General features: G+C 62.2%; 26 protein-coding genes. 13 read left to right on the forward strand and 13 right to left on the reverse strand.

Features of this window, described 5'->3' with window-relative positions; all coding sequences use genetic code 11:
- The first annotated feature begins 44 nt into the window (after nucleotides 1-44).
- The 4 genes from M0639_RS24930 to hutG are packed head-to-tail and all read left to right on the forward strand — an operon-like array spanning nucleotide 45 to nucleotide 5,415.
- Entirely contained in the window at nucleotides 45-1,481 is a 1,437-nt protein-coding gene (locus M0639_RS24930) for a purine-cytosine permease family protein (RefSeq protein ID WP_003940251.1), read from the forward strand.
- 42 nt (nucleotides 1,482-1,523) lie between these two features.
- Nucleotides 1,524-3,197, forward strand: a complete 1,674-nt coding sequence (hutU, locus tag M0639_RS24935) for a urocanate hydratase (RefSeq protein WP_007732742.1) — start codon at nucleotides 1,524-1,526, stop codon at nucleotides 3,195-3,197.
- A gap of 37 nt (nucleotides 3,198-3,234) precedes the next feature.
- Nucleotides 3,235-4,425, forward strand: coding sequence for an imidazolonepropionase (gene hutI, locus M0639_RS24940; RefSeq protein ID WP_064074272.1), 1,191 nt, complete (start codon nucleotides 3,235-3,237; stop codon nucleotides 4,423-4,425).
- Between the two features lie 21 nt (nucleotides 4,426-4,446).
- Nucleotides 4,447-5,415 (forward strand): formimidoylglutamase, encoded by a 969-nt coding sequence (gene hutG, locus M0639_RS24945; protein WP_042926100.1) that lies wholly within the window; start codon nucleotides 4,447-4,449, stop codon nucleotides 5,413-5,415.
- Here hutG and M0639_RS24950 read toward each other — a convergent pair.
- The gene (locus M0639_RS24950) at nucleotides 5,412-6,065 is read right to left on the reverse strand and encodes a TetR/AcrR family transcriptional regulator (protein ID WP_054801486.1); all 654 of its coding nucleotides are present in this window, start codon (nucleotides 6,063-6,065) and stop codon (nucleotides 5,412-5,414) included. The two genes, hutG and M0639_RS24950, sit on opposite strands and share 4 nt — an antisense overlap.
- 110 nt (nucleotides 6,066-6,175) lie before the next feature.
- Between M0639_RS24950 and M0639_RS24955 the strand changes: the two genes are divergently transcribed.
- Entirely contained in the window at nucleotides 6,176-6,550 is a 375-nt protein-coding gene (locus M0639_RS24955) for a nitroreductase family deazaflavin-dependent oxidoreductase (RefSeq protein ID WP_064074271.1), read from the forward strand.
- Nucleotides 6,551-6,559: 9 nt separating this feature from the next.
- Here M0639_RS24955 and M0639_RS24960 read toward each other — a convergent pair whose 3' ends face one another.
- From M0639_RS24960 to M0639_RS24975, 4 genes are all read right to left on the reverse strand, one after another.
- Nucleotides 6,560-7,111 carry a TetR/AcrR family transcriptional regulator gene (locus M0639_RS24960; RefSeq protein ID WP_064074270.1) on the reverse strand — a complete coding sequence of 184 codons (552 nt, stop codon included), beginning with the start codon at nucleotides 7,109-7,111 and terminating at the stop codon, nucleotides 6,560-6,562.
- A gap of 27 nt (nucleotides 7,112-7,138) precedes the next feature.
- Entirely contained in the window at nucleotides 7,139-7,825 is a 687-nt protein-coding gene (locus tag M0639_RS24965) for an ABC transporter ATP-binding protein (protein ID WP_003939803.1), read from the reverse strand.
- Complete coding sequence (locus M0639_RS24970; protein WP_064074323.1) at nucleotides 7,822-8,952, reverse strand: ABC transporter permease; 1,131 nt, start codon at nucleotides 8,950-8,952, stop codon at nucleotides 7,822-7,824. The genes M0639_RS24965 and M0639_RS24970 overlap by 4 nt, the downstream gene beginning before the upstream one ends.
- Nucleotides 8,953-9,094: 142 nt before the next feature.
- The gene (locus M0639_RS24975; RefSeq protein ID WP_054781556.1) at nucleotides 9,095-10,045 is read right to left on the reverse strand and encodes a TauD/TfdA dioxygenase family protein; all 951 of its coding nucleotides are present in this window, start codon (nucleotides 10,043-10,045) and stop codon (nucleotides 9,095-9,097) included.
- A 175-nt stretch (nucleotides 10,046-10,220) separates the two neighbouring features.
- On the opposite strand from M0639_RS24975, the gene M0639_RS24980 reads away from it, so the two are divergent.
- Together M0639_RS24980 and M0639_RS24985 are read left to right on the forward strand one after the other, a co-directional pair.
- Nucleotides 10,221-10,988, forward strand: a complete 768-nt coding sequence (locus M0639_RS24980) for a MerR family transcriptional regulator (RefSeq protein WP_064074269.1) — start codon at nucleotides 10,221-10,223, stop codon at nucleotides 10,986-10,988.
- A gap of 78 nt (nucleotides 10,989-11,066) precedes the next feature.
- Entirely contained in the window at nucleotides 11,067-12,623 is a 1,557-nt protein-coding gene (locus M0639_RS24985; protein WP_064074322.1) for an alpha/beta fold hydrolase, read from the forward strand.
- 2 nt (nucleotides 12,624-12,625) lie between these two features.
- On the opposite strand, the gene M0639_RS24990 is transcribed toward M0639_RS24985, so the two are convergent.
- The 3 genes from M0639_RS24990 to M0639_RS25000 all read right to left on the reverse strand — a co-directional run bounded on the left by M0639_RS24990 (nucleotide 12,626) and on the right by M0639_RS25000 (nucleotide 16,200).
- Complete coding sequence (locus M0639_RS24990) at nucleotides 12,626-14,146, reverse strand: AMP-binding protein (protein WP_064074268.1); 1,521 nt, start codon at nucleotides 14,144-14,146, stop codon at nucleotides 12,626-12,628.
- A gap of 73 nt (nucleotides 14,147-14,219) precedes the next feature.
- Nucleotides 14,220-15,341: a DUF5938 domain-containing protein gene (locus M0639_RS24995; RefSeq protein WP_003940189.1), complete on the reverse strand. Its 1,122-nt coding sequence runs from the start codon at nucleotides 15,339-15,341 to the stop codon at nucleotides 14,220-14,222.
- 55 nt (nucleotides 15,342-15,396) lie between these two features.
- Nucleotides 15,397-16,200: an SDR family NAD(P)-dependent oxidoreductase gene (locus tag M0639_RS25000; protein ID WP_064074267.1), complete on the reverse strand. Its 804-nt coding sequence runs from the start codon at nucleotides 16,198-16,200 to the stop codon at nucleotides 15,397-15,399.
- 343 nt (nucleotides 16,201-16,543) lie between these two features.
- Between M0639_RS25000 and M0639_RS25005 the strand changes: the two genes are divergently transcribed.
- Nucleotides 16,544-17,146 carry a TetR/AcrR family transcriptional regulator gene (locus tag M0639_RS25005; RefSeq protein ID WP_030536953.1) on the forward strand — a complete coding sequence of 201 codons (603 nt, stop codon included), beginning with the start codon at nucleotides 16,544-16,546 and terminating at the stop codon, nucleotides 17,144-17,146.
- On the opposite strand, the gene M0639_RS25010 is transcribed toward M0639_RS25005, so the two are convergent.
- Nucleotides 17,147-17,740, reverse strand: coding sequence for a TetR/AcrR family transcriptional regulator (locus M0639_RS25010; RefSeq protein WP_003940428.1), 594 nt, complete (start codon nucleotides 17,738-17,740; stop codon nucleotides 17,147-17,149).
- Between the two features lie 117 nt (nucleotides 17,741-17,857).
- On the opposite strand from M0639_RS25010, the gene M0639_RS25015 reads away from it, so the two are divergent.
- From M0639_RS25015 to M0639_RS25025, 3 genes are all read left to right on the forward strand, one after another.
- Nucleotides 17,858-18,619, forward strand: a complete 762-nt coding sequence (locus M0639_RS25015; RefSeq protein WP_064074266.1) for an enoyl-CoA hydratase-related protein — start codon at nucleotides 17,858-17,860, stop codon at nucleotides 18,617-18,619.
- Between the two features lie 241 nt (nucleotides 18,620-18,860).
- Entirely contained in the window at nucleotides 18,861-19,376 is a 516-nt protein-coding gene (locus M0639_RS25020; protein WP_064074265.1) for an OsmC family protein, read from the forward strand.
- Nucleotides 19,377-19,413: 37 nt separating this feature from the next.
- The gene (locus tag M0639_RS25025; RefSeq protein ID WP_003939848.1) at nucleotides 19,414-20,727 is read left to right on the forward strand and encodes a bifunctional o-acetylhomoserine/o-acetylserine sulfhydrylase; all 1,314 of its coding nucleotides are present in this window, start codon (nucleotides 19,414-19,416) and stop codon (nucleotides 20,725-20,727) included.
- Between the two features lie 64 nt (nucleotides 20,728-20,791).
- On the opposite strand, the gene bphC is transcribed toward M0639_RS25025, so the two are convergent.
- The 4 genes from bphC to M0639_RS25045 all read right to left on the reverse strand — a co-directional run bounded on the left by bphC (nucleotide 20,792) and on the right by M0639_RS25045 (nucleotide 24,952).
- A complete protein-coding gene (gene bphC / locus M0639_RS25030; protein WP_042924009.1) occupies nucleotides 20,792-21,712 on the reverse strand; it encodes a biphenyl-2,3-diol 1,2-dioxygenase in 921 nt (306 codons plus the stop codon).
- Between the two features lie 35 nt (nucleotides 21,713-21,747).
- Entirely contained in the window at nucleotides 21,748-22,926 is a 1,179-nt protein-coding gene (locus tag M0639_RS25035) for an acyl-CoA dehydrogenase family protein (protein WP_064074264.1), read from the reverse strand.
- 171 nt (nucleotides 22,927-23,097) lie between these two features.
- The gene (locus M0639_RS25040; protein ID WP_003940235.1) at nucleotides 23,098-23,967 is read right to left on the reverse strand and encodes an alpha/beta fold hydrolase; all 870 of its coding nucleotides are present in this window, start codon (nucleotides 23,965-23,967) and stop codon (nucleotides 23,098-23,100) included.
- 76 nt (nucleotides 23,968-24,043) lie between these two features.
- Complete coding sequence (locus tag M0639_RS25045) at nucleotides 24,044-24,952, reverse strand: IclR family transcriptional regulator (protein WP_007729442.1); 909 nt, start codon at nucleotides 24,950-24,952, stop codon at nucleotides 24,044-24,046.
- A 138-nt stretch (nucleotides 24,953-25,090) separates the two neighbouring features.
- Here M0639_RS25045 and M0639_RS25050 point away from each other — a divergent pair, with 138 nt between their 5' ends.
- Together M0639_RS25050 and M0639_RS25055 are read left to right on the forward strand one after the other, a co-directional pair.
- Nucleotides 25,091-25,966, forward strand: a complete 876-nt coding sequence (locus M0639_RS25050) for a TIGR03619 family F420-dependent LLM class oxidoreductase (protein WP_064074263.1) — start codon at nucleotides 25,091-25,093, stop codon at nucleotides 25,964-25,966.
- 32 nt (nucleotides 25,967-25,998) lie between these two features.
- Nucleotides 25,999-26,490 carry a nuclear transport factor 2 family protein gene (locus tag M0639_RS25055; RefSeq protein WP_003939809.1) on the forward strand — a complete coding sequence of 164 codons (492 nt, stop codon included), beginning with the start codon at nucleotides 25,999-26,001 and terminating at the stop codon, nucleotides 26,488-26,490.
- Nucleotides 26,491-26,602 lie beyond the last annotated feature (112 nt).

The raw sequence follows: 26,602 nt of genomic DNA on the forward strand, positions 1-26,602 counted from the left end.
GTCGATTCCGTCGCTCGACGGGCTCGCAGCAGAAAGACAGGCCTATGACTCACGATGGACCGGCCGAGGTCATCCTCACTCCGGAACGACGCACTATCGACGTCGTCCCGGATGCAGAACGACACGGCACCCCGCGCAGCCAGTTCACTCTCTGGTTCGGCGCCAACATGCAGATCACTGCAATCGTCGACGGCGCTCTCGCCGTCGTATTCGGCGCGGACGCCATCTGGGCGATCGTCGGACTTCTGATCGGCAACATCTTCGGTGGCGCTGTCATGGCGCTTCACTCCGCACAGGGCCCGCGTATGGGTCTCCCCCAGATGATCTCGAGTCGCGCCCAGTTCGGCGTCAAGGGAGCAGTCGTACCGCTTGTTCTCGTCATCCTGATGTACCTCGGCTTCGCTGCCACCGGCACCGTGTTGGCCGGACAGGCCGTCAACAAGATCCTGCACATCGACAGCCCCACCGTCGGCATCGTCGTCTTCGGTCTCCTCACCGCATTCGTCGCGGTCACCGGCTACAAGCTGATCCACATCGTCGGCAGGATCGCCACCGTCGTGGGCATCGTCGGATTCTCCTACCTGGCCGTTCGACTGTTCCTCGAGTACGACGTCGCCTCGTACGTCGGCATCAAGGGCTTCGACATAGTCACCTTCCTGCTCGCGATCTCGCTGGGTGCCGGTTGGCAGCTCACCTTCGGCCCGTACGTCGCCGACTACTCGCGTTACCTGCCGCGCAGCACTTCCGAGAGCACCACGTTCTGGTCGACGTTCCTCGGTAGTGTCATCGGATCGCAGTGGTCCATGACCTTCGGCGCTCTCGTCGCGGCCTGCGCCGGCGACGCGTTCCTGGGTAACCAGGTCGGCTTCATGGGAGATCTGGCCGGACCCGCTGCCATCGCCTTCCTGATCTACTTCGTCATCCTGGTCGGCAAGCTGACGGTGAACGTGCTCAACGCCTACGGCGGATTCATGTCGATCCTGACCACCGTCACCGCCTTCAACGGACAGTCTCGAATCTCGAGCACCGCGCGCACCCTCTACATCCTCGGTTTCACTGCGGTCTCGGTCTTGATCGCCATCGCCGCCAGCGCCGACTTCCTGGACAACTTCAAGAACTTCGTCCTGGTGTTGCTGATGGTGTTCACGCCGTGGAGTGCGATCAATCTGATCGACTACTACCTGATCTCCAAGGAACGCATCGACATTCCGGCGCTGTACGACGTCAACGGTCGATACGGAGCATGGAACTTCACCGCATTGGCTTGCTACGCCGCCGGCGTTCTCGCCCAGATCCCGTTCCTCGCCCAGAAGATGTACACCGGCCCCGTCACGGACATGCTCGGCGGCGCCGACATCTCGTGGCTCGTCGGCATCGTGTTCACCGGGCTGATCTATTACCCACTCGCCAAGCGCACGAGCAATCCCCCTTCGTCGATGATCTACCCCGATCACACCGCGATGACCGACTCTCGCGTCTGATCCCCCAACGTCTTTCGAACTTCAGCAAGCTAGGAGAACACAATGGAAATCAGCACCCCCGGCCACGAGCCGCGCCCCGTCCGCGCTCCCCGCGGCCCCGAGCTCACGACGCTCGGTTGGCAGCAGGAGGGTGCCCTGCGCATGCTCATGAACAACCTCGACCCCGATGTTGCCGAGCACCCGGACAGCCTCGTCGTCTACGGCGGAACCGGTCGCGCAGCGCGTAGTTGGGCTGCCTTCGACGCCATGGTCGCCACGCTGAAGACGCTGAAGAACGACGAGACCATGCTGGTGCAGTCCGGCAAGCCGGTCGGTGTCTTCCGCACCAACGAGTGGGCACCGCGAGTGCTGATCGCTAACTCCAACCTGGTCGGTGACTGGGCGAACTGGGAAGAGTTCCGCCGTCTCGAAGACCTCGGCCTGACCATGTACGGCCAGATGACCGCAGGCTCCTGGATTTACATCGGCACCCAGGGAATCCTGCAGGGTACGTACGAGACCTTCGGCGCCATCGCGAAGAAGCGCTACAACGGCTCACTCGCCGGAACGATCACCCTCACTGCGGGTCTCGGCGGCATGGGCGGCGCTCAGCCTCTCGCCGTCACTATGAACGACGGCGTCGCGATCTGCGTCGACTGCGACATCACCCGCATCGACCGTCGTATCGCCCACAAGTACCTCGACACCAAGGCAGACAGCATCGAGCACGCGCTCGAACTGGCGACCGCGGCACGCGATGCCAAGAAGCCACTCTCCATCGGCCTCGAAGGCAATGCGGCAGAGATCTTCCCGGCGCTGCTGGAGATGAAGGCCCCCATCGACATCGTGACCGACCAGACCTCGGCGCACGATCCCCTCGCCTACCTGCCGATCGGCATCGACTTCGGCGACATGAAGACCATGTCGGAGAAGGATCCGCAGAAGTTCACCGAAGATTCCCGCAACGCGATGGCCGCACACGTCAAGGCCATGGTCGGATTCATGGACGCCGGCGCCGAGGTATTCGACTACGGCAACTCCATCCGCGACGAGGCCCGCAAGGCCGGCTACGACCGTGCATTCGACTTCCCCGGATTCGTTCCCGCCTACATCCGTCCGCTCTTCGAAGAAGGCCTCGGCCCCTTCCGCTGGGCAGCGCTCTCGGGTGATCCCAAGGACATCGAGGCCACCGACAAGGCCATCCTCGAACTCTTCCCCGAGAACGAGCACCTGCGCCGCTGGATCACCATGGCCGGCGAAAAGGTTGCCTTCGAAGGCCTTCCGGCTCGTATCTGCTGGCTCGGATACGGTGAGCGCCACCTCGCCGGCCTCAAGTTCAACGAGATGGTGGCCTCGGGCGAGCTCTCCGCACCGATCGCCATCGGCCGCGATCACCTCGACTCCGGATCGGTCGCCTCGCCGTACCGCGAAACCGAATCGATGATCGACGGGTCCGACGCGATCGCCGACTGGCCGCTGCTCAACGCCCTGGTCAACACCGCGTCCGGCGCTTCGTGGGTTTCACTCCACCAAGGCGGCGGCGTCGGGATGGGGCGCTCCATCCACGCGGGACAGGTGTGCATCGCCGACGGCACCGAACTCGCAGCCAAGAAGCTCGAAGCAGTTCTCACCAACGATCCCGGGATGGGTGTCATCCGGCATGCGGATGCAGGATACGACCACGCCATCGACACGGCAGCCACCCGCGGCGTCCGCATCCCGATGACCGAGAACTGAAACAGCTTCACCACCTCACCCTGAGTTAGGAATTACATTGACCACGAATGGTTCTCGAACCACCGTTCTGACCAACATCGGAACCCTCGTCACCAATGACCCGACTCTGGGTGAGGGCAAACTCGGCGTACGACACGACGCGGCAATCGTTTTCGACGAGGGCGTTGTTGCTTGGGTCGGCGATTCCGCCGACGCCCCGGCTGCCGATATCGGTCAGGATATCGGCGGTCGGGCCCTGCTCCCCGGATTCGTGGAGAGTCACTCGCACCTGGTGTTCGGTGGCGAGCGGGCCGAGGAATTCGCAGCTCGCATGGCGGGCGAGAAGTACGCGGCGGGCGGTATTCGCAACACCATCGAAGCGACGCGCTCGGCCACCGACGAACAATTGCAGGCCAATGTTCGACGCCTACTCGACGAATCCCTGCGCTCGGGCAGCACAACCGTCGAATGCAAGACCGGATACGGGCAGAACACCGAGAGCGAACTACGCAGCGCACTGATCGCCGGACAGTTCACCGACGAGGTCACACTGCTGGCCGCCCACGTTCCACCACCCGAATATGCCGGTCGCGTCGATGACTACGTCGCCATGGCGTGCGACGAGATGATCCCTGCCTGTGCGCCACACGCGAAGTGGATCGATGTCTTCTGCGAGCGAGGCGCGTTCAACCGCGAACAGGCACATGCAGTCCTGAGCGCAGGCGTCGCCGCCGGACTGATCCCCCGCGTCCACGGCAATCAACTCGGCGAAGGGCCAGGAGTTCAACTCGCCGTCGAGATGGGAGCCGCATCCGTCGATCACGTCACCTACGTCACCGCCGAGGACATCGACGCCCTGGCTCAGAGTTCCACCGTCGCAACACTGTTGCCAGGTGCCGACTTCTCCACCCGCAACAAGTACCCCGACGCCCGCGCACTGCTGGACGCCGGCGTCACAGTAGCTCTCGGCGCCGACTGCAATCCCGGCACCTGCTACACCACCAGCCTCCCGTTCTGCATAGCAATTGCGGTGCGAGACATGCACATGACACCCGCCGAGGCAGTCTGGGCAGCCACTGCAGGAGGCGCCCGGGCGCTGCAGCGCACCGACGTCGGAACCCTTTCTCTCGGAACACGTGCCGACGCCATCGCGCTCGATGCACCGTCGTACCTCCACCTCGCCTACCGCCCGGGCGTGCCACTGGTGCGCGAGGTCTGGAAAAACGGCGCACTCGCCACAAGCTACTGAAATACTCACCGGGAGGCCGTCGTGGCACATCAGATCGCAGTCGACATCGAACCCAAGCCGTGGACCGGGCGCTCCGACGGCACCACTGCCGAGCATCTGCGGTGGCATCATGCCGTGCAACCGTATTCAGCCGAAACAGCTCCCGGCGACTGTGTTCTGATCGGATTCTCCAGCGACGAAGGAGTCCGCCGCAACAAGGGCCGCCGCGGTGCCGCGGATGGCCCGGACGCTTTGCGAGCCGGGTTGGCTTCCATGGCGCTGGCCGAACCACTGCAGATTCAGGACGCCGGAACCGTTGCCGTGTCGGGTGAAGAACTCGAGGCCGGTCAAGCCGCACTCGGGAACGCCGTCAGCGCAGCGCTTGATTCGGGACACTTCCCTGTGGTTCTCGGGGGAGGACACGAAATCGCCTACGGCACATACCTCGGCGTCGCGGGCTCCGAGTTGCGAACCGCTGGAGCCAAACTCGGAATCCTCAACTTGGATGCGCACTTCGACCTGCGGGGCGATCCGATACCCAGCTCCGGCACACCCTTTCGTCAGATCGCCGAGGACGAAGCCGCGGCAGGCACCTCGCATCAGTACAGCGTGATCGGAATCAGCCAACCGAGCAACACCACGGCACTGTTCGACACGGCTCACCGCCTCGGTGTTCGCTATCTGCTCGACGAAGAATGCGGAGCGATCGGCCGAGGCGTCGTGGATCAGTTCCTCGCAGACTTCCTCGACGACGTCGATCTGGTCTACCTGACCATCGACCTCGATGTCCTGCCTGCAGCTGTGGCGCCGGGCGTCAGCGCACCTGCGGCCTACGGAGTCAGCCTCGAAACCATCCAATACGTATGTGACCGAGTCACGTCCAGCGGAAAACTCGCGGTTCTCGATGTCGCCGAACTGAACCCGAGCCTAGACGTCGACAATCGCACTGCCCGAACGGCTGCTCGTCTGATCCACCGGATAGTCACGAAGCACGTGCCGGTTCAGCGCTAGCCTCGGCGCGCCTCGAGCGCATCGAGGATGAGATCGAGACCGTAGGCGAACTCATTCGTGTGGTCGTAATCAGGACTCAGACCGTGATCGACGATCATCTCGTGAAGGAAGGGCAACTCTTCAGCCGGAAGGCGCTCGAGGATGTCACTCGCAACTTCTTCGACGTCGCCGGGTGCGCTCATCGGTAGATTCGCCTCCTGGAGAACATATCCGCCGATATAGCTGTCGATCAGCGAGGCTCCGTGCGCGGCCATCGGGAGTGTGAACCCGGCCTTCCGGAGGACTCCGAGCACAGCGTCGAGATGACGCAGGGTCGCCGAGCCAGGGCTGCGTCGCGAATCCAGCAGACCGAGAGCCCAACGGTGCTGCGACAGGACTCTGCGAGCGGAATAGGCGCGTCCACGAATTGCGTCTCGCCAATCCACACACTCACTGTCGGGCAGGTCGATCGCCTCGAAGACCGCATCGACGACGCCGTCGAGAATCGCATCTTTGTTGGGCACGTGGTGGTAGAGCGACATCGCCTCGATGCCCAGCTCCTGAGCCACCCGTCGCATCGTGACGGCCTCGACACCACCCGCGTCGGCAACGCGGATCGCACCCTCGATTACGCGAGTCCTGTTCAGCAACTGTCGCGGCTGCCGTGACACACAGACTCCCCTCCGAGGAACGAATACGTTGACAACCTTACATCCGTAAGTCACCCTTACAGGTGTAAGTCAGCCTTACGCTCGTAAGGCGCTCGCGAAGGGAGATCACAATGCCGATGCCGAGATGGTGGGGACATGTCAACAAACGAGTGTTCAACCCGCGTGCAATTTCGAGCGGTAAATGGCCGGTACTGACTCACGTCGGACGCACATCCGGCACGACCTACCGGACACCTCTCGACGCCTATCCGGTCGAGGGTGGCTACGTCTTCATTCTGGTGTACGGATCAGGCTCGGACTGGGTGCAGAACGTCTTGAAAGCGGGAAGTGCTCGACTGTCGGTCGACGAGACGGAGGTGCGCCTTGGCGCCCCGCGCCTCGTCGCGAAAGACGAAGCATTTCAAGCACTTTCCTCAGACGTCTCCCAACCCCCGAGGCTGCTCCGCATCACCGAGTACCTTCGGATGGATCTGATTACGGCCTGAGGCTGCCATTCACGCGAGGACCTCACGCACGGCGGACCTGACTTCGTCCATGCTGCAACCGGATTCGATCAGTTCAGTACCCGTATGCACCAGCGAGTTGATCAACTTGGCGGTGAGCTTCGGGTCCGACACGCCACGGAGACGGAGGGCCTCGACCAGAGGAAGCACAAGACTGTCGTGCATTTCCATGATCCGCGAATCTCGAAACATTTGCGGGGTCAGCGTCGCCAGCGCTCCGACTATCGCATGCTCCCCGTCGGCAACCAGTTGGAGGTTTGCCTCGACGTACGCCCATACCGGATCGTCTGCGCCTGCCATCGCCTCGACGATCTTGTCGTTCCAGCGCGGGAACATGTCTTCGACGACGGCACTGAGGAGATCTTCCCGGGACCGGAAGTAGTGGTAGGCACTCGACCTGGCGAGCCCTGCCTTCGCTGCCACCTCACCGAGCCCCGGCGGCCGGTCCGGGGCCTCGGACAGAAGAGCGTGTGCAGCGTCGAGGAGGGCACGGCGCTGAGCAGCACGATGCTCGACCACAGTGGGCGCATCGATCCTCGGCACCGAATCTCCTCCAGTCCCCTCGCGGGCTTACTCGCTCTGACGCAACCGACCGTCAACCATTTCGAGGATGCGGTCGCAGTGCCCGAGCACGTCGTGATCGTGGGTCACCATGATCGTAGCGACGCCTGCCTCGTGAGTTTCGCGCGAGAGCAGTTCGACCACCTCATGGCTGCGTTTGCGGTCGAGAGCAGCCGTCGGCTCGTCGACGAGCAGTAGCGAGGGATTGCTCATCAATGCCCGAGCGATACCGACGCGCTGGCGTTCACCGCCGGAGAGTTGACCGGGTCGACGATCTGCACGGTGACTCATACCGACCGAGTCGAGCAACTCCTCGGGATCGCGACCCGGCCGCCCCGTGAGCTTGGGAATCAGCCGAAGCTGATCGCGCGCCGTCAGCGCTGGAATCAGGTTGCCGGACTGAAAGACGAAGCCGACCTTGTCTCGTCGAAGTTTGGCGAGAGCACGGGCCGGCATCGCCGACACGTCCACGCCGTCGATGACAATCGTTCCACTCGACGGCCGACCGAGTCCGCCGGCCACAGCGAGCAAGCTCGACTTTCCAGCGCCTGACGGTCCGACGATCGCGACAAGTTCGCCGCACGAGACCTCCAGGTTCACGTTGTCGAGGGCGAGCACGGTGGAGTCACCGTCACCGAATCGAAGACTGACAGCGGTCAATACCAATCCGGTTGTGGTCTTTTCGACTGTGGTCATCGGTTTTCTCCCAATGCGGTGAGCGGGTTGACACGGGTAACACGGACGATGGCAACGGCTGCGCCGACCAGCCCGAGTACCGCCAAGAGCACTGCGCCGTTGACGACTGGGCCGGACTCGAGGGCGAACGGCATCCCCCCGCCTTCGAGCCCCGAACCGAGCCCCAAGCCCAGCAACACACCGAGGCCGATGGAACCAAGCAGCACTACCAGTGCCTGCGCCATGCCGTCACGAAGCAGGAAGCCGGTAGAGGCTCCCATCGCGCGCAGCACTGCGAGTTCACGACCGCGCTGAACCGTCCAGATACTGAAGAATGCACCGACCACCAGGGCCGAAATCGCGTACAGAAACGCCTTGATCATCGACATAGTCATCATTTCCGCGGAGAACCCTGGTGAGGAGTCGAAAGATTCCTCGAGCGTCTTTGCGGACGTTCCCGCCGCCGCATCACCCGACACGAGATCCGGTAACGCGCCACCAATGCCCCGAATCGCAACAACACTTGCTTCGGAATAGGCACTGGCATTGGCGGTTTCGCCGATCTTGGCACCGGCGTGAACCTCCTGCCAAGTACGCAGGGGCAGGTAGGCGACGTCGACGTGACCGAAAGTGCGCTTGTCTTCGGTGAATCCGACAACTGTCAGCTCCGTACCGAGTCGATCGAGTATCACGGTGTCACCGATCGCAACACCGTCGTCACGGAAGGTAGAGCTGACGATGATTTCCGTGTCGGCTTGCAGCCCCCTCCCGTCGGCGGAGACGGGCTCGAGGAAGGAGCCAGGTTCGATGCCGAAGAGCGTGAGATCGACAGGCGTGCCACTGCGAGTTTTTGCATTGACGATCATGTTGCCGAAGAGCTCGGCGTCTTGGACATCGGGTTGCATACGCCATGCCTGCGCCTGCTCCTCGGTGACGACCGAGCGCGAAAACGCTGAGTCGGCTTTGGTGTCCGGTGCGAAGGCAAACGCCTGAATCGGCGTCCGCTGCAAAGCGGAGACACCGTCATTTACCAGTCCGGACGAGAGGCCGGACAGAATCACCATCAGGATCGAGATGAGGGCAACCACGGCACCCATCAAGAGGAATCGATTTCGCGCAAACCACAGTTCACGCAGGGCGAGGAACATTCGGGAAGCTCCAAAGTCGTCGATACGAGTCACGCCGACTTTTATCGACGCCTTGTCGAAATCATATCGACAAGGCGTCGAAAAACCATGTGAGGTGCGTTACTACTTCCCGTAGTAGACACTCGAGGCGCTGAGCGTCGTATCAGCCCCCGACGCCCACCGGTCGATCCCCGACAATCGAGATTCGATCCATCACACGACGAGCCGGGAAGTAGTCACTGGCCGCGTAGTGCTGGCAGGTCCGATTGTCCCAGAAGGCAACAGTATTCGGCTCCCACTTCAAACGGACCTGAAATTCCGGACGATTGACGTGGCGATACAGCATCGTGAGAAGTTCGTTCGATTCTTCTTCTGACACACCCAAGATCCGTTGCGTGAAGGTCATGTTGACGAACAACACCCGCCTGCCACTTTCCGGAATGATCCGAACCACCGGATGCTGCACAGCGGGGAACTTCGGACGCAACATCTCGACCGCATCCACCGGCATCGACCTGCCGAACGAGTTGATCCAATCGTGTTCTGCAACAAGCGGGTCGATACGCTTCTTGATGTCTTCAGGAAGCAGATCGTAGCCAGCTGCAGTATCGGCCCACAAAGTGTCACCACCCACCTCCGGCACCTCGACCGCACGAAGAACTGCTGCGAACGAAGGAAACTCGTGCCACGTAACGTCGTTGTGCCAGTTGTTCTCGACTCCGCCGACCATCGCATCCTTCGCCAGTGTCGTGACATCGACGTCCGTCTGCCCGGGCTGCGTGTACTTGAAGAACGGATGCTGTTCGAGATCGCCCCAACGCTCGGCAAAAGCTCGATGTTCCGCTCGGTCGAGGTCCTGATCGCGGAAGAAGAGGACTTTCCATTCGAGGAGAGCTCGGCGGAGTTCCGCAATCACGGCATCAGACAGACCCCCACCGAGTCGAATACCGGAGATTTCCGCTCCGATCGTCGGCGCGACCGCCTTGACCGCAAAGTGTTCGTACGGTGCCGGAACTACCGACTCGGGATTCCGGTGAGCAACGAGTGGACCGTACGCAGCAAGCGGGTCGGTGGGGATCGGAAAGATTGTTGCCGCAGGAAAAAGGGTAGCCATCAGGACACTTCCTCGAAATCGACGATGTCGTAAAGGACAAAAGTCAGATTAAGTTCACCGCCTTAAAGTGTCAACGGTCACGTTCTCCGGCGCGAATCTTGACCCTGACGCCGCGTCAAGGTTGGAGAATGGTTTTCACTGACGGAATCCGATTCGATCACGGGAGGGCAGGGCGATGATGACCATCGGCGAGCTGGCCAAATTGGCCGGCACCACCGTCAGATCCGTGCGCTACTACCACTCGAACGGCCTTCTCGAAGAACCACAACGCCAACCCAACGGCTACCGCATGTACCGGGCGGTGGACCTGGCACGACTGAGTCGCATCCGCCGCCTGCGCGATCTGGGGATTCCTGTTGCCAAGATCGCCGAACTACTCGACGGCGACGCTCACGACACTCGGTCCGCACTCGATGCCCTCGACAAGGAATTGGCGACGAAGGCCGAACAGATCGCTGTTCAGCGTGCGCACATCGAGTCGCTACGCCGCAATGCCGATCCTGAACTACCCGACGCGTTTTCGGAAGTGCTCGCACAGTACGTCGTTGCCGGTGCGCCGACAGCGTGGATCGACAACGAGCGTGAACTTCTGATCCTCGCACTCACGGTCTCCGGGGGCGATCCCGAGGTCTGCGATTCACTCCTGTCCGCCCATCGCCGGGTATTGGCCGAGCCGAACCGCGAGCAGGCCATCGAATTGATAACTCGTATGTATGCCCTCGCCGACGCACCGGCTGACGCGGACACGATTGCGGCCCTTGCCATTCAGTTCTGCGACTTCACCGAGCGCGTGCTACCCGAACAGGCTGCACCGGAGGACGCTTCCCCCACCCGGCTGGTAGCGGTACTGCGCGAACACCAAGCGGATCGACGAACCGTCACCCAGGAAAGATTCGCGAAGGCTGTGGCCGCGGAGTTCGCCGCCCGTCAATCCCGCCTCTGAAAAACCCTGATTAGCCCCCACATTCGAAGTGGGGTGACCAACACTGCCCGAAAATGGGCTCAACGCAAGGACACGACAATGACTGGATTCACCATGCCCAGATCACGCATGCCTCGATCACGAAGGTGGCTGGCTACCACAATCGCCGCTGCCGCACTCGCCGTACCTGCATTGGCGGCGTGCTCGGATCCTGCTACTCCGCAGGAAGATCCACAATCGAATCTCAGCGCGTTCTACGAACAGGATCTCGAGTGGGGGCCATGCGCCACAGACACCGGAACGTCGACCGCAAGTGAATGCGCCATGGTCACAGTACCTTTGGACTATTCCGCCCCCGACGGCAAGACGATCGAAGTGGCGATCTCGCGGGTCGCATCCACCGACCCCGCACAGCGACGCGGGATCCTGCTCACCAACCCCGGCGGCCCGGGCGGCCGAGGACTGGGATTGCCCGAGATTCTGAATGCGGGCATGACACCGGAAGTCGCAGCGGCATACGACGTCATCGGCACGGACACCCGAGGACTCGGCAAGAGCACACCGATCGACTGCGGCGTCGAACAGATGACATGGATGCGGTCGCCGGGCACCACGGACGAGGGATGGAACGAGAGTGTTGCGCTCGCACGCGAGGCCGCTGACACATGCTGGGACAAGTACCCGGACTATCTGCCGCACATCAATACTCAAAACATCGCCCGCGACCTCGACGTGATTCGTGGCGCCCTCGACCAGGAGAAGGCGTCGTACTTCGGGTGGTCGTACGGCACATACCTCGGTGCAACCTATGCTCAAATGTTCCCGGACAGGATCGACCGTGTGGTTCTCGACAGTGCACCGGATCCGAAGAAATACGGATACGAGATGTTCCAGGACATGGGCCCGGCCAACGAGAAAGCGATCGACGGATTCTCGCAGTGGGCAGCAGAACACAACTCCACCTATGCACTCGGATCGACGCCCGCCGAAGTTCGCGCCCTCATCGAGAAGCTGATCTCGGACGCGGCCACCACTCCGATACAGATCGGTGATCATGCCGTCGACGATCACGTCCTTCCATTCCTGATGTACGTCAACGGAACCGGCGACACCGAGAAGGAAAGTGAGGCATTCGCACAGGTATTGTTTCAGTTGCGCGATCTCGCCGCAGGCAAGACCGTCGAGAACATCCATCCCCAGCTGACGGGATTGATGCAGGCATGGTTCCAGACCGAACTGGGAACCGGTCCTGACTATGCCGGGACAATCGCCATCGTCTGCGGAGACGTATCGATGCCGAGCGATCCCCAGTGGTACCGCAACAAGTTGGAGGAGCACCGTGATGATCAGCCGATCTTTGCCGGCACACACAACACGATCATGCCGTGCGCGTTCTGGCGCAGTGAGGCCCCTACGCGGATCGACATCGACAACAACGTTCCGGCATTGCAGATCCAGGCAACCGGTGACACCCGCACGACGTACGACGAAGGCCTCGGCATGCATGAAGCGATGAAAGGCTCACGGCTCGTGACAGTTCCAGGCCGCACTCATGCGGTGTTCCCGGGCTACGCGAATACTTGCGCGAACGCCGCCGTCAACTCGTACCTGCTCGACGGCTCACTGCCGGCCGAAGACGTGGTGTGCGAGTCGTGACCTCAGCCCGTCAGCTCGCTCTTGATCTCGTTCTTGAGAACTTTGCCGACCTTGGAGCGAGGTAGATCGTCCCAGACGATGACTTGCTTCGGAGTCTTCACACTTCCGATGCGAGCCTTCACGAAAGCCATCACCTCGGCGCCGTCGATGTCGGCGCCGAGGTGCGGTTGCACCACTGCCACAACGCGTTCGCCCCACTTGTCGTCCGGCAACCCGATCACTCCGCAGTCCTGAATCCCCGGATACGCCATGAGTGCCTGCTCCACCTCGACCGAATAGACGTTGAAACCGCCGGTGATGATCATGTCCTTCGCACGGTCGACGATGAACAGGAAATTGTCCTCGTCCAGGTACCCGATATCGCCGGTGTGATGCCAGCCGTGGGCTGACGCTTCCGCGGTTGCGTCGGGGTTCTTGTAATAACCCGCCATCACCAACGAACTGCGAATCACCACCTCACCACGCTCGCCATGTCCGAGCAGCGCGCCTTTGTCGTCCATGATCCCCACGGTCACCAACGGCGACGGTCGACCCGCCGACGAAAGTCGTGACGTTGCGACAGTGCCGTCCGAGCCGAAGTGCTCCTTCGGTGACATCGTCGAGATCATCATGGGGGCTTCACTCTGCCCGAACAGCTGAGCCATGACCGGGCCGATCTTGTCGATCGCCTCCGCGAGTCTGGTCGGGGAGATCGGCGCCGCTCCGTACCAGAAGCATTGCAGCGAGCTGAGATCCGTGGCCGACAGGGCCTCGTGCTCGAGCAGCATGTAGATGAGCGTCGGCGGCAGGAAGGTGTGAGTCACCTTGTGCTTCTGAACGTTCGCGAGGAAGTACCCGAGATCGGGCTTCGGCATGATCACCACTTCGCCGCCGAGGGCCATGATCGGGAAGCACAGAACACCGGCGGCGTGAGTCAGCGGTGCCAGCGCCAGATACACCGGGCGCCCCTCGAACGGATAACTCATCAAGGTGATTGCGGTCATCGTCTCGATGTTGTGCCCGGTCAACATCACTCCCTTTGGCCGTCCAGTTGTACCACCGGTGCCGACCAGCATGGTGACGTCGTCGGGCGCCGCGGCGTCGAGTTCGTCTTCCCCGAGCCAGCTTTCGAGGGACTGTGCCGAATCCCACTCGCCGTCGATACAGACGAGCGTCACCAACTGGGGAAGAGCATCCTTGATCTGGTCGACGAGCGGCGCATAGGACTTCTGGAAGAACAGAGCGCGACAATCGAACAGATCCAACAGGTCTCGGTTTTCCGCAGCTTCGTTGCGAGGGTTGATCGGGCACCAGACTGCGCCAGCCCTACTGATACCGAATACGCAGGAGAACGAGATCGGGTCGTTGCCGGACAAAATCGCGACCTTTTCGCCCGCCGCGATGCCCGAAGCCGCGAGCGAAGCTGCGAAGCGTCGGCTGAACTGCTGCACCTCGCCGTAGGAGAGAGTGCGCTCCCCCATCGTCAAACACGGTGCAGTGGAACCAAGAGAGGCTCCCTTGTCGAGATAGTCGGTCAAACGCATGGGGAGCCTCCAGGGCGGGGCTCCCGGCGTGCTACACGCCGGGAGCCGTGAACATGATGACGAGGACGACGAGTTAGGCGTTGATGGTTACTTCCGGCTCCAGAGCCAGCCCGAAACTACGTAGCGCGCCGAGCAGTTCGCGATGGCCGAACGCCTGGCAAGCCGAGGCAAGCCCGGTCCGCTTCGGCGCCTGCTGGAGCAGAGAATGCGCTGCATAGGCGTGCAGGAGGCCCGTCTGCTTGTAGTTACAGTTTCCGTGGATCACGACGTGCGAGCGACCCAGCGGGCCCGACGCGTAGACGGAGTCGAGTGAGGTGTTGATGCGCGGATTTTCACGAGGGGGCATACCGGCCTGAACCGATCCGGCGATCTCGGCCAAGGCGGCTTCCTGCTCGTCGGCGGGCAGGGTCTTGATCTGCTCCTCCACGATCTTCTGCGTCGCGACAACGCCTTCCATCACGGTGCGGTCGAACACTCCGCCCGCAGCCTTGACGTTGGAAACTCGCGGATCGTTCTTGAACCACACCGGGTGGCATGTTCCGCCCCACGGCAATGCAAGCGCAGTTTCGTGCTGGCCGGGAACGACGACGTCGAAAGTCTGGCCGGGCGCCCACTGCACGTACTTGTTCTGCTCGAGGTAGTACCAGTTTGCCTTGAGGATGGTGAAGATCGTCTGAGTGGACGCGTAGGTGGGAAATCCCTTCCACAGCACGAGGATGTCGAGCGTATCGAGCCCCGGCGTTTCCAGTGCGATATTGGCCGCGATCTCACCGGTGGTGTACATCTGCGCGATACCGGGCGAGAGAAGCAGGCCCTTCTCCTGATACTTGTCGCTGAACTTCTCCTGGACGTCGAGTACCCAGTCCTGCTCACCGGTGGTATCCATGTAGTGGCAACCGGCATTCAACGCAGCCTCGACGACGGTGCCGCCGAGCTTGATGAACGGGCCGACCATATTACTGACAACCTGTGCGCCGGTGAACAATTCGGTGAGAGCCTCGACCGTGTGCTCGACCTCGACGACCTCGTGATCGACGGTGTCCAATCCGGGGATCTTGTCGAGGACCTCTTGGATGCGAGCGGCGTCGCGGCCGGCTGCGATGAACGGGATGTTGAACTCGCGCAGGTATTCACACACCAGACGGCCGGTGTACCCGGAGACGCCGTAAACGATGACTGGCTTCTTTTCGGACATGTTCGTGGAACCTTTCGAAGACGTGAGAAGGGTGTACGTACGAATGAAGGGCGAGCTACATGCCCATGCCACCGTCGACGGGGAGGCCGATACCGGTGATGAATCGCGCGGCGTCGGAGGCCAAGAACACAACGGCGTCAGCCATGTCGTTCACTTCACCGAGGCGGCCGAGCGGGGTGAGGCCGATGACGTCTCCGACTGCTGCTTCGGCGCTGGGCCAGAGACCGAGCTTCTCCATGTCCGCCGCGAGTCCGAGACCCATCTCCGTGGCGACAAGACCCGGGTAGATGCAGTTGACGCGGACTCCGTAGCCGAGCTTGCCCGACTCGGCGGCGGCAACTCTGGTGAAGCGATCGACCGCGGACTTGGTCGCGGAGTATCCACTGATCCCGGGAAACGGAATGGTTGCGGCCACTGAAGAGATGTTGATGACGGAACCGCCGGTTCCGGCTACGCCACCCGGACGCATGCTGCGCAGTCCGTGTTTGGTTCCGAGCGCTGTTCCGAGGATGTTGACCTCACACATACGGCGGATGTCGTTCGGATCGAGGTCGACCACCAGCGAGGAAATCTCGATGCCTGCGTTGTTGACGAGGATGTCGAAGCCGCCGAGAGTCTCCGCGGTGGCGGCGACTGCCCCTTCCCAGTTGGCATCGTCGGTGACGTCCAGCTTTACGAAGCCGGTTTTGACTCCGCCCGAACCAACAGCCTCTGCGGTGGCACGACCCTCGTCTTCGAGAACGTCGCCGATCATCACTGACGCCCCCGCCTTCGCCAACGCCTCAGCCATTCCGGCTCCGAGCCCCTTGGCACCACCTGTGACCAGTGCTTTTCGTCCCTCGAGATCAAACACGCTCATTTTCGACTGCCTCCATGACTGAAACGACTCTCGCGATGCCACCGTTCACAGCGACGCTGCCAAGTGGTGTGAGTCACAGAGTATTCAACTTTGGACGAGTGTCAAGATAAATCTTGACGACTGTCAAGATTTTGTTACACGCTCGTCAAAGACCAGGGGTTACACTGATTCGGACGCGGTGATCGTGCCGCTGTGGAAACCGCAGGGAACAGGACGTGCCATCGTGACCACGACAGTCGAGAAGCCTAGTGAGGCAGGGAAAAAGGCTGCACCTAGCTCACCGGGCCAGCAGTCCGACTCCGCGAAGCGGTCCGACTCCGCCAAGCGGTCCAACGCAGACAAGGTGTCGCGTCGCCAGGTCGACAAATTCTCCGAGCGACGTGATCAACTCGCCGAGGCCGCACTGCAAACCCTGGCCGAATTGGGCTACGCACGCACGAGCCTGCGCGAAATCGCCCAGAATTCGGAGTTCTCCCACGGCGTCCTGCACTACTACTTCAGCGACAAGGTCGATCTCATCACCCACTGCGTGCGCCACTACAAGGCACGCTGCGTCACCCGCTACGACGGCATCGTCGCCACCGCGAAGACACCGGAGGAACTGAAAACCGGTTTCGGCGCACTGCTCGCCGAGACCATGATCGAAGAACCCACGATGCACCGCCTCTGGTACGACCTGCGCGCGCAGTCGATGTTCGAGGAGTCGTTCCGAGCCGACGTCGCCGCGATCGACGAGAGTCTCGAAAACATGATCTGGCGCATTGTTTCTCGCTACGCCGAGCTTCTCGACGTAGAGGCATCGGTCACCTCGGCGGCGATGTACGCAATCTTCGACGGCCTGTTCCAGCAGAGCCTGCTGCGCCATCTGTCCGGCGATCAGACTGCCGCAAACTATCTTTCGGTGAGCGTCCAGCAGATGCTGCCTCTGGTAGTGCCCACTCCCTGATCAGCGAGCAGCGATGCCTTCCGCGACGTACCTGGCTCCGCGATCGAATTCTCCGACCACGTCGTAATCGGCGTCTTGCCGCCAGAAGCGGACCAACGCTCCGTACGTACCACCGATCATCTGTGCGAGAAAGAGCGGCGGGTAGTCCGATCTCACTTCGCCGGCTTCGATACCGGCAGTGACGATCCGGAGAAGTTCCACGTGGAACCGATGATCGTGGGCCGCCCCCGCTCCGGAGGAGGCGAAGTCGCGCTCGAGTTCTGCAGTCACCATGCGCAGATAGCGCGGATGCATGATCGCTTGCTGCGCAAAGTCCTGAAAAATCCGGGAGATCCGATCAGAAGTCGGCATCGGCGATTCCATGAGCTGATCCACCAGTGCCGCAAGCTGATCGAGATGATCACTGTGCAGCGCCTCGAGAACCGAGTCCTTGCCCTGGAAGTAATTGAAGAAGGTGGCTCGCGACACCTCGGCTCGCTCGGCGATGTCGTCGACGGTCGTGCTGGCGAAACCCTGCGCCGAGAACAGAATTCGAGCAGCCGAGAGCAACCTGTCGTTGGTATCGCGCTTGTTCTGTTCTCGTTTGGAAATCACGTCGACCTGCCCTTCTCCGCCTCAGAACACAGTCTTCGCCACAGTCCGGAATGTGTCCAATGTCCGTCCCGTCAGGTGACGCACCTCCGCCTCCGATAGGTGGACTACAGTCCAATTATGTCGACTGTTTCCACCGAACGCCACGACCGCGTTCTCATCGTCAGGATCGAACGCGAAGAACGCCGTAACGCGATCAACCGTGAGACTGCCGAGGGAATCGAAGCCGCGCTGAATATTCTCGACGACGACCCTGATCTGTGGGTCGGCATCATCACCGGAACCCCCAACATCTTTTGCGCCGGAACCGATATCCGAGAGCGGGCCGACCTCCGCATGCCTCGCGGCGGAGAGTACGGCGTCATCCGGCGCCGGCGGAACAAGCCCCTGATCGCTGCAGTCGAGGGCTACGCGCTTGGTGGCGGTTTCGAAATCGCACTGGCCTGCGATCTGATCGTCGCTTCCGCCACAGCGCAATTCGGCCTTCCCGAAACCAAACGCGGTCTGGTTGCGACGTCCGGAGCACTCTTTCGGGCGCCTCGCGCGCTTCCGATCAACGTCGCCCGCGAACTCTTGATCACCGGCCGCACACTCGATCCCGAACGGGCAAAGGACCTCGGCGTCGTCAATGCAGTCACTGCCCCTGGTAAGGCACTCGACGAGGCACTGGTGATGGCAGCGGAGATCTGCGAGTCCTCCCCCACCTCCGTGAGTCTGAGTCTGAAGGCCATCGAGGCTCTCTACGCCGACGCCGACGCCGACGGATGGAAGGTCACCGACGACGCCAAGGACGCAGTGTTGCGCTCTCCGGACATCGCCGAAGGACTCGACGCTTTCGCCACTCGTCGGACACCCCGATGGAGCGGACTGCCGCCCGCATGACAGACCACAATCCGAGACAGATTTCCTATACGTCTGGTCGGAAAGGGTATGAACCGGTTACAGTCTCTCCTGTGACGGGAATCGGCGCATACGAGACGGGCACGCTGCTGACGCGGCGGCGCCATGTCGACTTTGCGCATGTCTGTACATCCGGGTGTCCGATCTACTGATCGGACCTACGACGTGAGCGCCGCTCACGTCGATACTCGTATGTACACCCAGATCAGGGGACATTTCTGTCATGACCACCGCCTCCATCTCACACCTGAGTTCCGTCGTAGCAGCCAACGCCGACGCCATCGACAAAGACGCGAGCAAAGCACACGTCGTATTCAAGGCTTCCGCCCAGGCGCACGACGCCGTTGCCAGCACCATTTCTCTCGGTAAGTACAGCGTCGAGGTCGACGAGCCACCGGCCCTCGGCGGCGAGAACACCGCAGCCAATCCTGTCGAGTACTACCTTGCTTCCCTGCTCTCCTGCCAGGTGGTCACCTACCGCGTCTGGGCGGACAAACTCGGTATCGCTCTCGACGACATCTCGGCCAGGGCCGAAGGTGACCTCGACGTTCGTGGATTCTTCGGCTTCGACGACGCCGTTCGCCCGGGATTCTCCGAGGTCCGCGTGGTCGTCACCCTGACCGGCCCCGAACGCCGCGAGCGCTACCTGGAACTGCAGGAAACGGTCGACGCCCACTGCCCCGTACTCGATCTCACCCGCAATCCCGTCCCAGTGCATACAGTCGTCGAAACCGCCTGACCCGCACCAACCCACCTTCACCACGGAGTATGAATTCATGAGCGAGAACACCCCCGTCGATACCGATCCGACCGCCGATTGGTCGTTCGAAACCAAGCAGGTCCACGCCGGACAGGGCCCGGACAGCGCTACCAACGCTCGGGCGCTTCCGATCTACCAGACCACCAGCTACGTCTTCGACAACACCGACCATGCGGCGGCGCTCTTCGGCCTCGCCGAGCCGGGCAACATCTACACCCGCATCATGAACCCGACGCAGGACGCCGTCGAGCAGCGCATCGCCGCCCTCGAAGGCGGAGTCGCGGCTCTGCTGGTTGCGTCCGGTCAGGCCGCCGAATCCTTCGCGATCCTCAACCTCGCCGAGGCCGGGGACCACATCGTCTCAAGCCCTCGCCTGTACGGCGGCACGTACAACCTCTTCCACTACACGCTGCCCAAGCTCGGTATCACCGTCGACTTCGTCGAGGACCCGGACAACCTCGATCACTGGCGTGAGGCAATCCGTCCGAACACCAAGGCGTTCTACGGCGAAACCATCTCCAACCCCAAGAACGACGTGTTCGACATCCCCGGCATCAGCGCAGTCGCCCATGAGCACGGCATCCCGCTGATCGTGGACAACACGGTCGCAACTCCGTACCTCATTCAGCCGCTGAAGCACGGCGCCGACATCGTCGTCCACTCCGCCACCAAATACCTTGGCGGACACGGCACCGCGATCGCCGGCGTCATCGTCGACGGTGGCACCTTCGACTGGACCCAGGGACGCCACACCAACTTCACGACCCCCGACCCCAGCTACCACGGCGTCACCTTTGCCGATCTCGGTGCACCCGCCTACGCCCTCAAGGCACGCGTTCAGCTTCTGCGCGACCTCGGCTCGGCCATCGCACCGTTCAACGCCTTCCTCATCTCGCAGGGTATCGAGACACTGAGCCTGCGCATCGAGCGCCACGTGTCCAACGCCCAGAAGGTCGCGGAATTCCTCGAGGGCCGCGCCGAGGTCACGTCGGTCGCGTACGCCGGACTGGAATCCTCGCCCTGGCACGAGCGCGGAAAGCAGCTGGCGCCCAAGGGAACCGGCGCCATCGTCGCGTTCGAGCTCGCCGGTGGAGTCGACGCAGGCAAGAAGTTCGTCAACGCTCTGACGTTGCACAGCCACGTCGCCAACATCGGTGACGTTCGCTCACTCGTCATCCACCCCGCGTCGACGACGCACTCGCAGCTCACCCCCGAGGAGCAGCTCGCTTCGGGCGTCACCCCGGGGCTCGTCCGCCTTGCGGTCGGCATCGAAGGGATCGACGACATTCTCGCCGACCTCGAAACCGGTTTGGCCGCAGCAGCTTCCTGATCTATCGCACGAAAAAGCTCGGCCCCGATATGCATTGGGACCGAGCTTTTTCGTTGCGTAAGAGCTAGCTCTTGGGAGTGAACGCGGCCAGCGGTTCACTCTCGGACCAGTCATGGCCCCAGTAGCTGTCGGCCGTGATTTCCTCAGCGGTGTAGAAGGCTTCGTCGACAAGCATGCCTTCGCAACCGAACTCCAGATCCCATCCACCCGGTGCGCGCACGTAGAACGACACCATCTTGTCGTTCGTGTGGCGACCCAACGTCGAGGAGATCGAGAAGCCGAGCTTGGCAACACGATCGAGAGCCTGACCGACGGCGTCGAGAGTCTCGGCTTCCATCATCAGGTGCACGAGACCGGGCTCGTCAACCGGCGGCGCCGGGCACAACGCCAGGCTGTGGTGGCGCTGGTTGACACCCATGAAGCGAACGCGGCGAGCCGGCGGCGGCGCATCGATACCGCCGAGACGGATGGAACCGCGCGGGAGAAATCCGAGCACCTCGGTGTAGAAGGTGTATGCCTCGTCGAAACGCGTAACCGGAAGCACCACATGGCCGAGGCCCTGATCGCCGGTGACGAAACGGCCGCCGTGCGGGGTGACCAACGGGCTGTGGTCGAGTACCGGTCCGAAGAAGACCTCGACTCGGTTGCCGTTGGGATCGCCGAATGCGATGACCTGCTCGGCATCGCGGTAGCTGGCGTCGACCTCGGAAAGAACCTCGACCTCGACTCCGGCCTTCTCCACTGCTTCACGAACACGCTGGAGCGCGAACTGATCTCGCACTTCCCAGCCCACTGCGAGAGCCTTGTCCGTCTCACCGGGCAGGACGATCAGTCGCGCACGACGCTCGTCCAGGCGCAAGTAGAGGCCGTCGGCTTCCGGGCCACTACCGACCGCGAGGCCGAGTCCGTCGACCACGAGCTCGCGCCAGCGAGCCACGTCCTGCGTTTGGATCCTGAGATACCCCAGGCCCCGAATTTCAGTCATGCCTAACCGTCCTTGCTTCGAAAGGATTTGTGGGACTAGATCATCGAGCGGTGGATACCCTGCGGTTCGCCACCGAGCTGCGAGAGCGTCGACGCATGGAAAATGGAACCGGGTACATGGATCGCGTGCGCGAGACCGGCATGAGCGTCACGCCAGAACCGCTGCATCGGCGTGCTCAACTGCAAAGCCCCACCACCGGAACGAGCAAAGATCTCGTCCACCGCCCGCACCGCACGCCACGCCGCAGCAGTCTGCGTACGCCGACCGATCGCACGAAGCTCGAACGAAACTTCCTGCCCCTTCTCCGTCATGTCCCAGAAACGATCCACCGTCTCCAAGATCGCAGCCCGAGAAGCAGCGATCTCGGCCGCCGCCTCACCGATCGCGAACAGCACGTACGGATCTTCCTTGATCGGAACACCACTGACCGTCACCCGCTCACGCTGCGCAGCCATGTTGCACGCCAACGCACCTTCGGCGATACCGATCAACGACGAGGTGATCCCCAACGGGAAAATGCACGAGAACGGGAACTTGTACAACGTCTCCGTACGACCCGCTTCCTTCCACGCCGTCCCGTCGAAAACCTTTCCCGCATCAAGAGTCCGATACGTCGGCAAGAACGCATCCTTGACGATCAGATCCTTCGACCCCGTACCGCGCAGGCCCACGACATTCCAGCTGTCCTGGTCGATGTCGTAATCCGAACGCGGCAACAACACGTGCAGAATCTTCGGCGGCATCAACGGCTTACCGGACTCGTCACCGACCATCGCACCGATCATGATCCAGTCACAATGATCGGTACCGGACGAGAACGACCAACGACCGTTGAGGATGTACCCACCCTCGACCGGCCTCGCCACACCCATCGGCGCATACGGCGACGCCATCCACGTATCGGGATCGGTTCCCCACACCTCTTCCTGAGCCTTGCGGTCGAAGAACGCAAGCTCCCACGGATGCACACCGACGATGCCGCTGACCCAACCGGTGGCACCGTCCATCGCACCGATAGCCATTGCCGTCTCGGCGAATTCACGCGGATGCGCCTCGAGGCCACCGAACTCCTTCGGCTGCAACATCCGGATGACGCCGGAGTCGCGCAAGCGCTTCGCGCTGCCGTCCGTCAAGCGCATCAGCTTGTCGCCCTCGACCCCGTCAGCGCGGATCTCGTCGGCGAACTGTGAGATGTTGTCCAGAACCTGACCCATGATTTTTCCGGCTTTCTGGTTTCGCTACCCGGCGAGTGCCTGGGCAGAATGAAAATCTGTTGGTGAAACGGTGGCAGGTAGCCCACCGAAGTGCAGAAACGCTTCCCGGTGAGTGGGAGCACCCCTGTGCGCCTTTTTGGTAGTGGGGGCTACCAAAAAGGCGCACCGTCCTTACTTGCCTTCTGGACGCGTCAGAAATGCCAGAACGGACGCGACCCAGGCGTCGCGAGCTTCGATCATCGTCCAGTGTCCGCAGTTGGGGAAGATGTGAACTTCGCCGTTGGGGATGTCGCGCATCGGCAGAATCGCCATGTCCACGGGGCTGACGCGGTCGTCGCGTCCCCAGGTCAACAGCGTCGGCGCCTTGATCTTGTTCAGCTGCGCCCAGTACGGCACGGCGGTCGACGCAGCGGCAGCCGCGCCCATGGCGGCCATGGCCTTGCTGCTGTACATACGACGGGCGATCTCGAGCGTCGTCGGCTCGGTGGCCAGGGCCCAACGCTCTTCGATGAGCTGCTCGGTGACGACGGCACGGTCGAAGACCATCGAATGCAACCAGCGGACCAGGGCTTCGCGGGTGGGGTTGTCGGTGAACTCCATGAGAAGTTTGATGCCTTCACCGGGCCCCGGCGAGAAGGTGTTCTTTCCCATGCCGCCGATGGTGACGAGCTTGCTCACCCGGTGCGGCTCGTCGATCGCGACCTTGGTGGCGACGATGCCGCCCATGGAGTTACCGATCATGTGGACCGGGCCGAGGCCGAGGCCGTCGAGGAACATCCCGACCGACGCCTGCGCCATCATCATCGGATGGTCGGGGCCGGGATCGCTGACGCCGAATCCGGGAAACTCGAGAACGTAGCAGTGGAAGTGCTTCGCGAAGTCCGCGAGAACGCCGCGGTAGTTACGCCAACCGGTGACGCCGGGGCCCGATCCGTGCAGCAGCAGGAGCGGCGGGCCGTCGCCGGCTTCGTGGTACCGGAGCACACCGAGATCGGTCTGCAGTTCCTTCAGAGTTCCCTCGTAGCTCAGTTCAGTCGTCATGGTCCGAACGGTGCCATCAGTACCGCTGAGCTGCTATGACTCGTCCCGATCAGCGAGACAAGTCGATCAAAATACGTCAGATCCAGTGGTCGGACGACGCTGCCAGCAGGCGATCCATCGTCTCCGCCGAGAACGTATTGGTCGGAACGGGAGGCGTTTTGCGGCCGCGGCGAGGAGCACCCAGTTCGGGGTACAGCGTCCGCGAGACCTCGCGAGCCGCGTCGACGACCAGCGGAGCAACTCGCTCGAGCTGAGCGGTCCGCATGTCACCACACAACGCGATGCTGCCGACGGGACCCTCGTGTCCGCGAATTGCCGAAGCCACACAAGCGACTCCACGCGCCGACTCCCCGCGTTCGAAGGCCAGTCCCCGACGCTGACGGATGCGGTTCAGTTCCTGGTGGAGCACAGCGACGTCGGTGATCGTGTTCTCGGTACAGCGGGGAAGAGAAGCCCCGAACAGAGCGTCGACGCGCTCAGGGTCGATCCACGCCAGCATCGCCTTGCCACCAGCCGTCGAATGAGCGAGCACTCTGCCGCCGACGCGGGACGGGAGCGCCGCGGCGAATCGTCCGCCGACCTTGTCGAGATAGACGCTCTCGCGTCCGTCGAGCACCGACAGGTGAACGACCATGCCGGTCTGCAGGTGCAGTTCGTGCAGAAGCGGTGCAGCGGCTTCGCGGATCTGGCTGTGGCCGCCGTCGCCACCACCGAGGCCGAGCGCGCGACGCCCGAGGCAGTAGCCGAACGATGCGTGATCGACCCAGTCCAGCTTGACCAGCTGATCGAGAATGCGGTGGACCGTGGAGCGCGGCAACTGAGTACGGCACGCGACCTCTTCCAGCGTCAGCCGCGCGGCGCGGCCGTCGAAGGCGTCGAGAATCAGTGTCATCCGCTCGACCATCGACGGCGGCAGATCCTTCTTGGGTTGCCCACCGGCAGTCTGGACGGTGGACAGTGTGTCGTTCATGTCAACAATGGTCATGGACGCCTCCCGAAAACTGGAATTGATTCTACCGACTATAACCCAGGTCACAGTTTCTGGAAAGTGAATCGACCTTTTCGATCCCGATCAGCGGTAATTCACCTGCCACTGGGCGAGTGGGGACGCTATAAACGCCCGATGCACCTGGGAATCGTCACACCGGTCCTGATTCAGCACCCGAGCACACGCTCGGAGTGGGAGGCAAGTGCTGACATCGGCGAGATCGCCACAGTGGCCGCCACGGCGGATCGACTCGGTTTCCATCATCTGACCTGCAGTGAACACGTGGCGGTCCCAGAGGAGATTGCCGCCGAGCGCGGCGGAACCTACTGGGATCCGCTCGCCACCCTTGGTTTTCTCGCCGCGCGTACATCAAGAATCCTGCTGGCGACGCAGGTGCTGGTGTTGGGCTACCACCACCCCCTCGAGATCGCCAAGCGTTACGGAACGCTTGATCGAGTCAGCAATGGACGCCTGATACTCGGCCTCGGGGTGGGGACTCTGAAACAAGAATTCGATCTCATAAATGCTCCATTTGCCGACCGAGGAGCGCGCGCTGACGATGCCTTGGCCGCACTTCGGGCATCACTGTCGACGCCGACTCCGGAGTATCACGGCGAGTTCTACGACTACTCCGGATTTGTCGTCGAACCCCACGCCGTCCAGAAACGGGTGCCGCTGTGGATCGGCGGCCGGACCAAGAGATCGCTGCGCCGGGCCACCACACACGGCGACGGGTGGGTGCCGTTCGGGCTGCGATTCTCCGAACTGAAGGAAATGCTCGACGCCACGACGCTCCCCGACGGATTCGACGTGGTGCTTCCCGCCGGTGCTCCGCTCGATCCTCTCGGCAATCGCGAATCCTCCCTTCGCGCCTTGACTCGCGTCCGTGACGCCGGGGCGACCATCGCCAGTTGCTCGGTCGGCGCTCGAAGCGTCGAGCACTACTGCGAACAACTCGAAGAACTTCACCGAATCGCCCTCACCGAGGGCTTCGCTTTCACCACTTCCTGATTCCCCGACAATCCAATGCAAAGGACGTACCGATGACCGACTCGACCGCCCTGATCGAATCCCTGCTCGCCCGAGTGGAATTGCTCGAGGACAAGCTCGCGATCACCGAACTGCTGACCACATACAGCCCTGCCGTCGACAGCGGATCAGCCGACGAGGTCGCGAACCTGTGGCTCGAGGACGGCGTCTACGACGTCGATACCGGTGCGATGCACGGCCGCGGCGAACTGCGCGCGATGGTTCACAGCGCCTCACACCAGAACTGGATCATGAACGGCGCGGCCCACATGATGACACCCGCGCACATCCGCATCGACGGCAACAAGGCCGTCGCGACCTGCCATTCGCAGTTGGTCATCAAAGACCCCGAGAACCCGACGGGATTCAAGGTCCTCCGCATCACCGCGAACCGCTGGGAACTGATCAAGACGGACGGCGAGTGGAAGGTCGAACTGCGTACCAACGCCCTCCTCGACGGCCGACCCGAGGCTCGCGCTCTCCTGGCTGCCGGCGTGACGGCCTAACCGGCCTGTGCGCGGTTAGGGACCCTCTGCGGTCGCTGACCGCGCACAGCTGTTGAAAGTTCGGCTCCCCGAACTCTATAGTTCACTTATTCGAACCAACAGGTCCGAGTAC

This window comes from Rhodococcus qingshengii JCM 15477 (assembly GCF_023221595.1).
GTDB classification, from domain to species: domain Bacteria; phylum Actinomycetota; class Actinomycetes; order Mycobacteriales; family Mycobacteriaceae; genus Rhodococcus_F; species Rhodococcus_F qingshengii.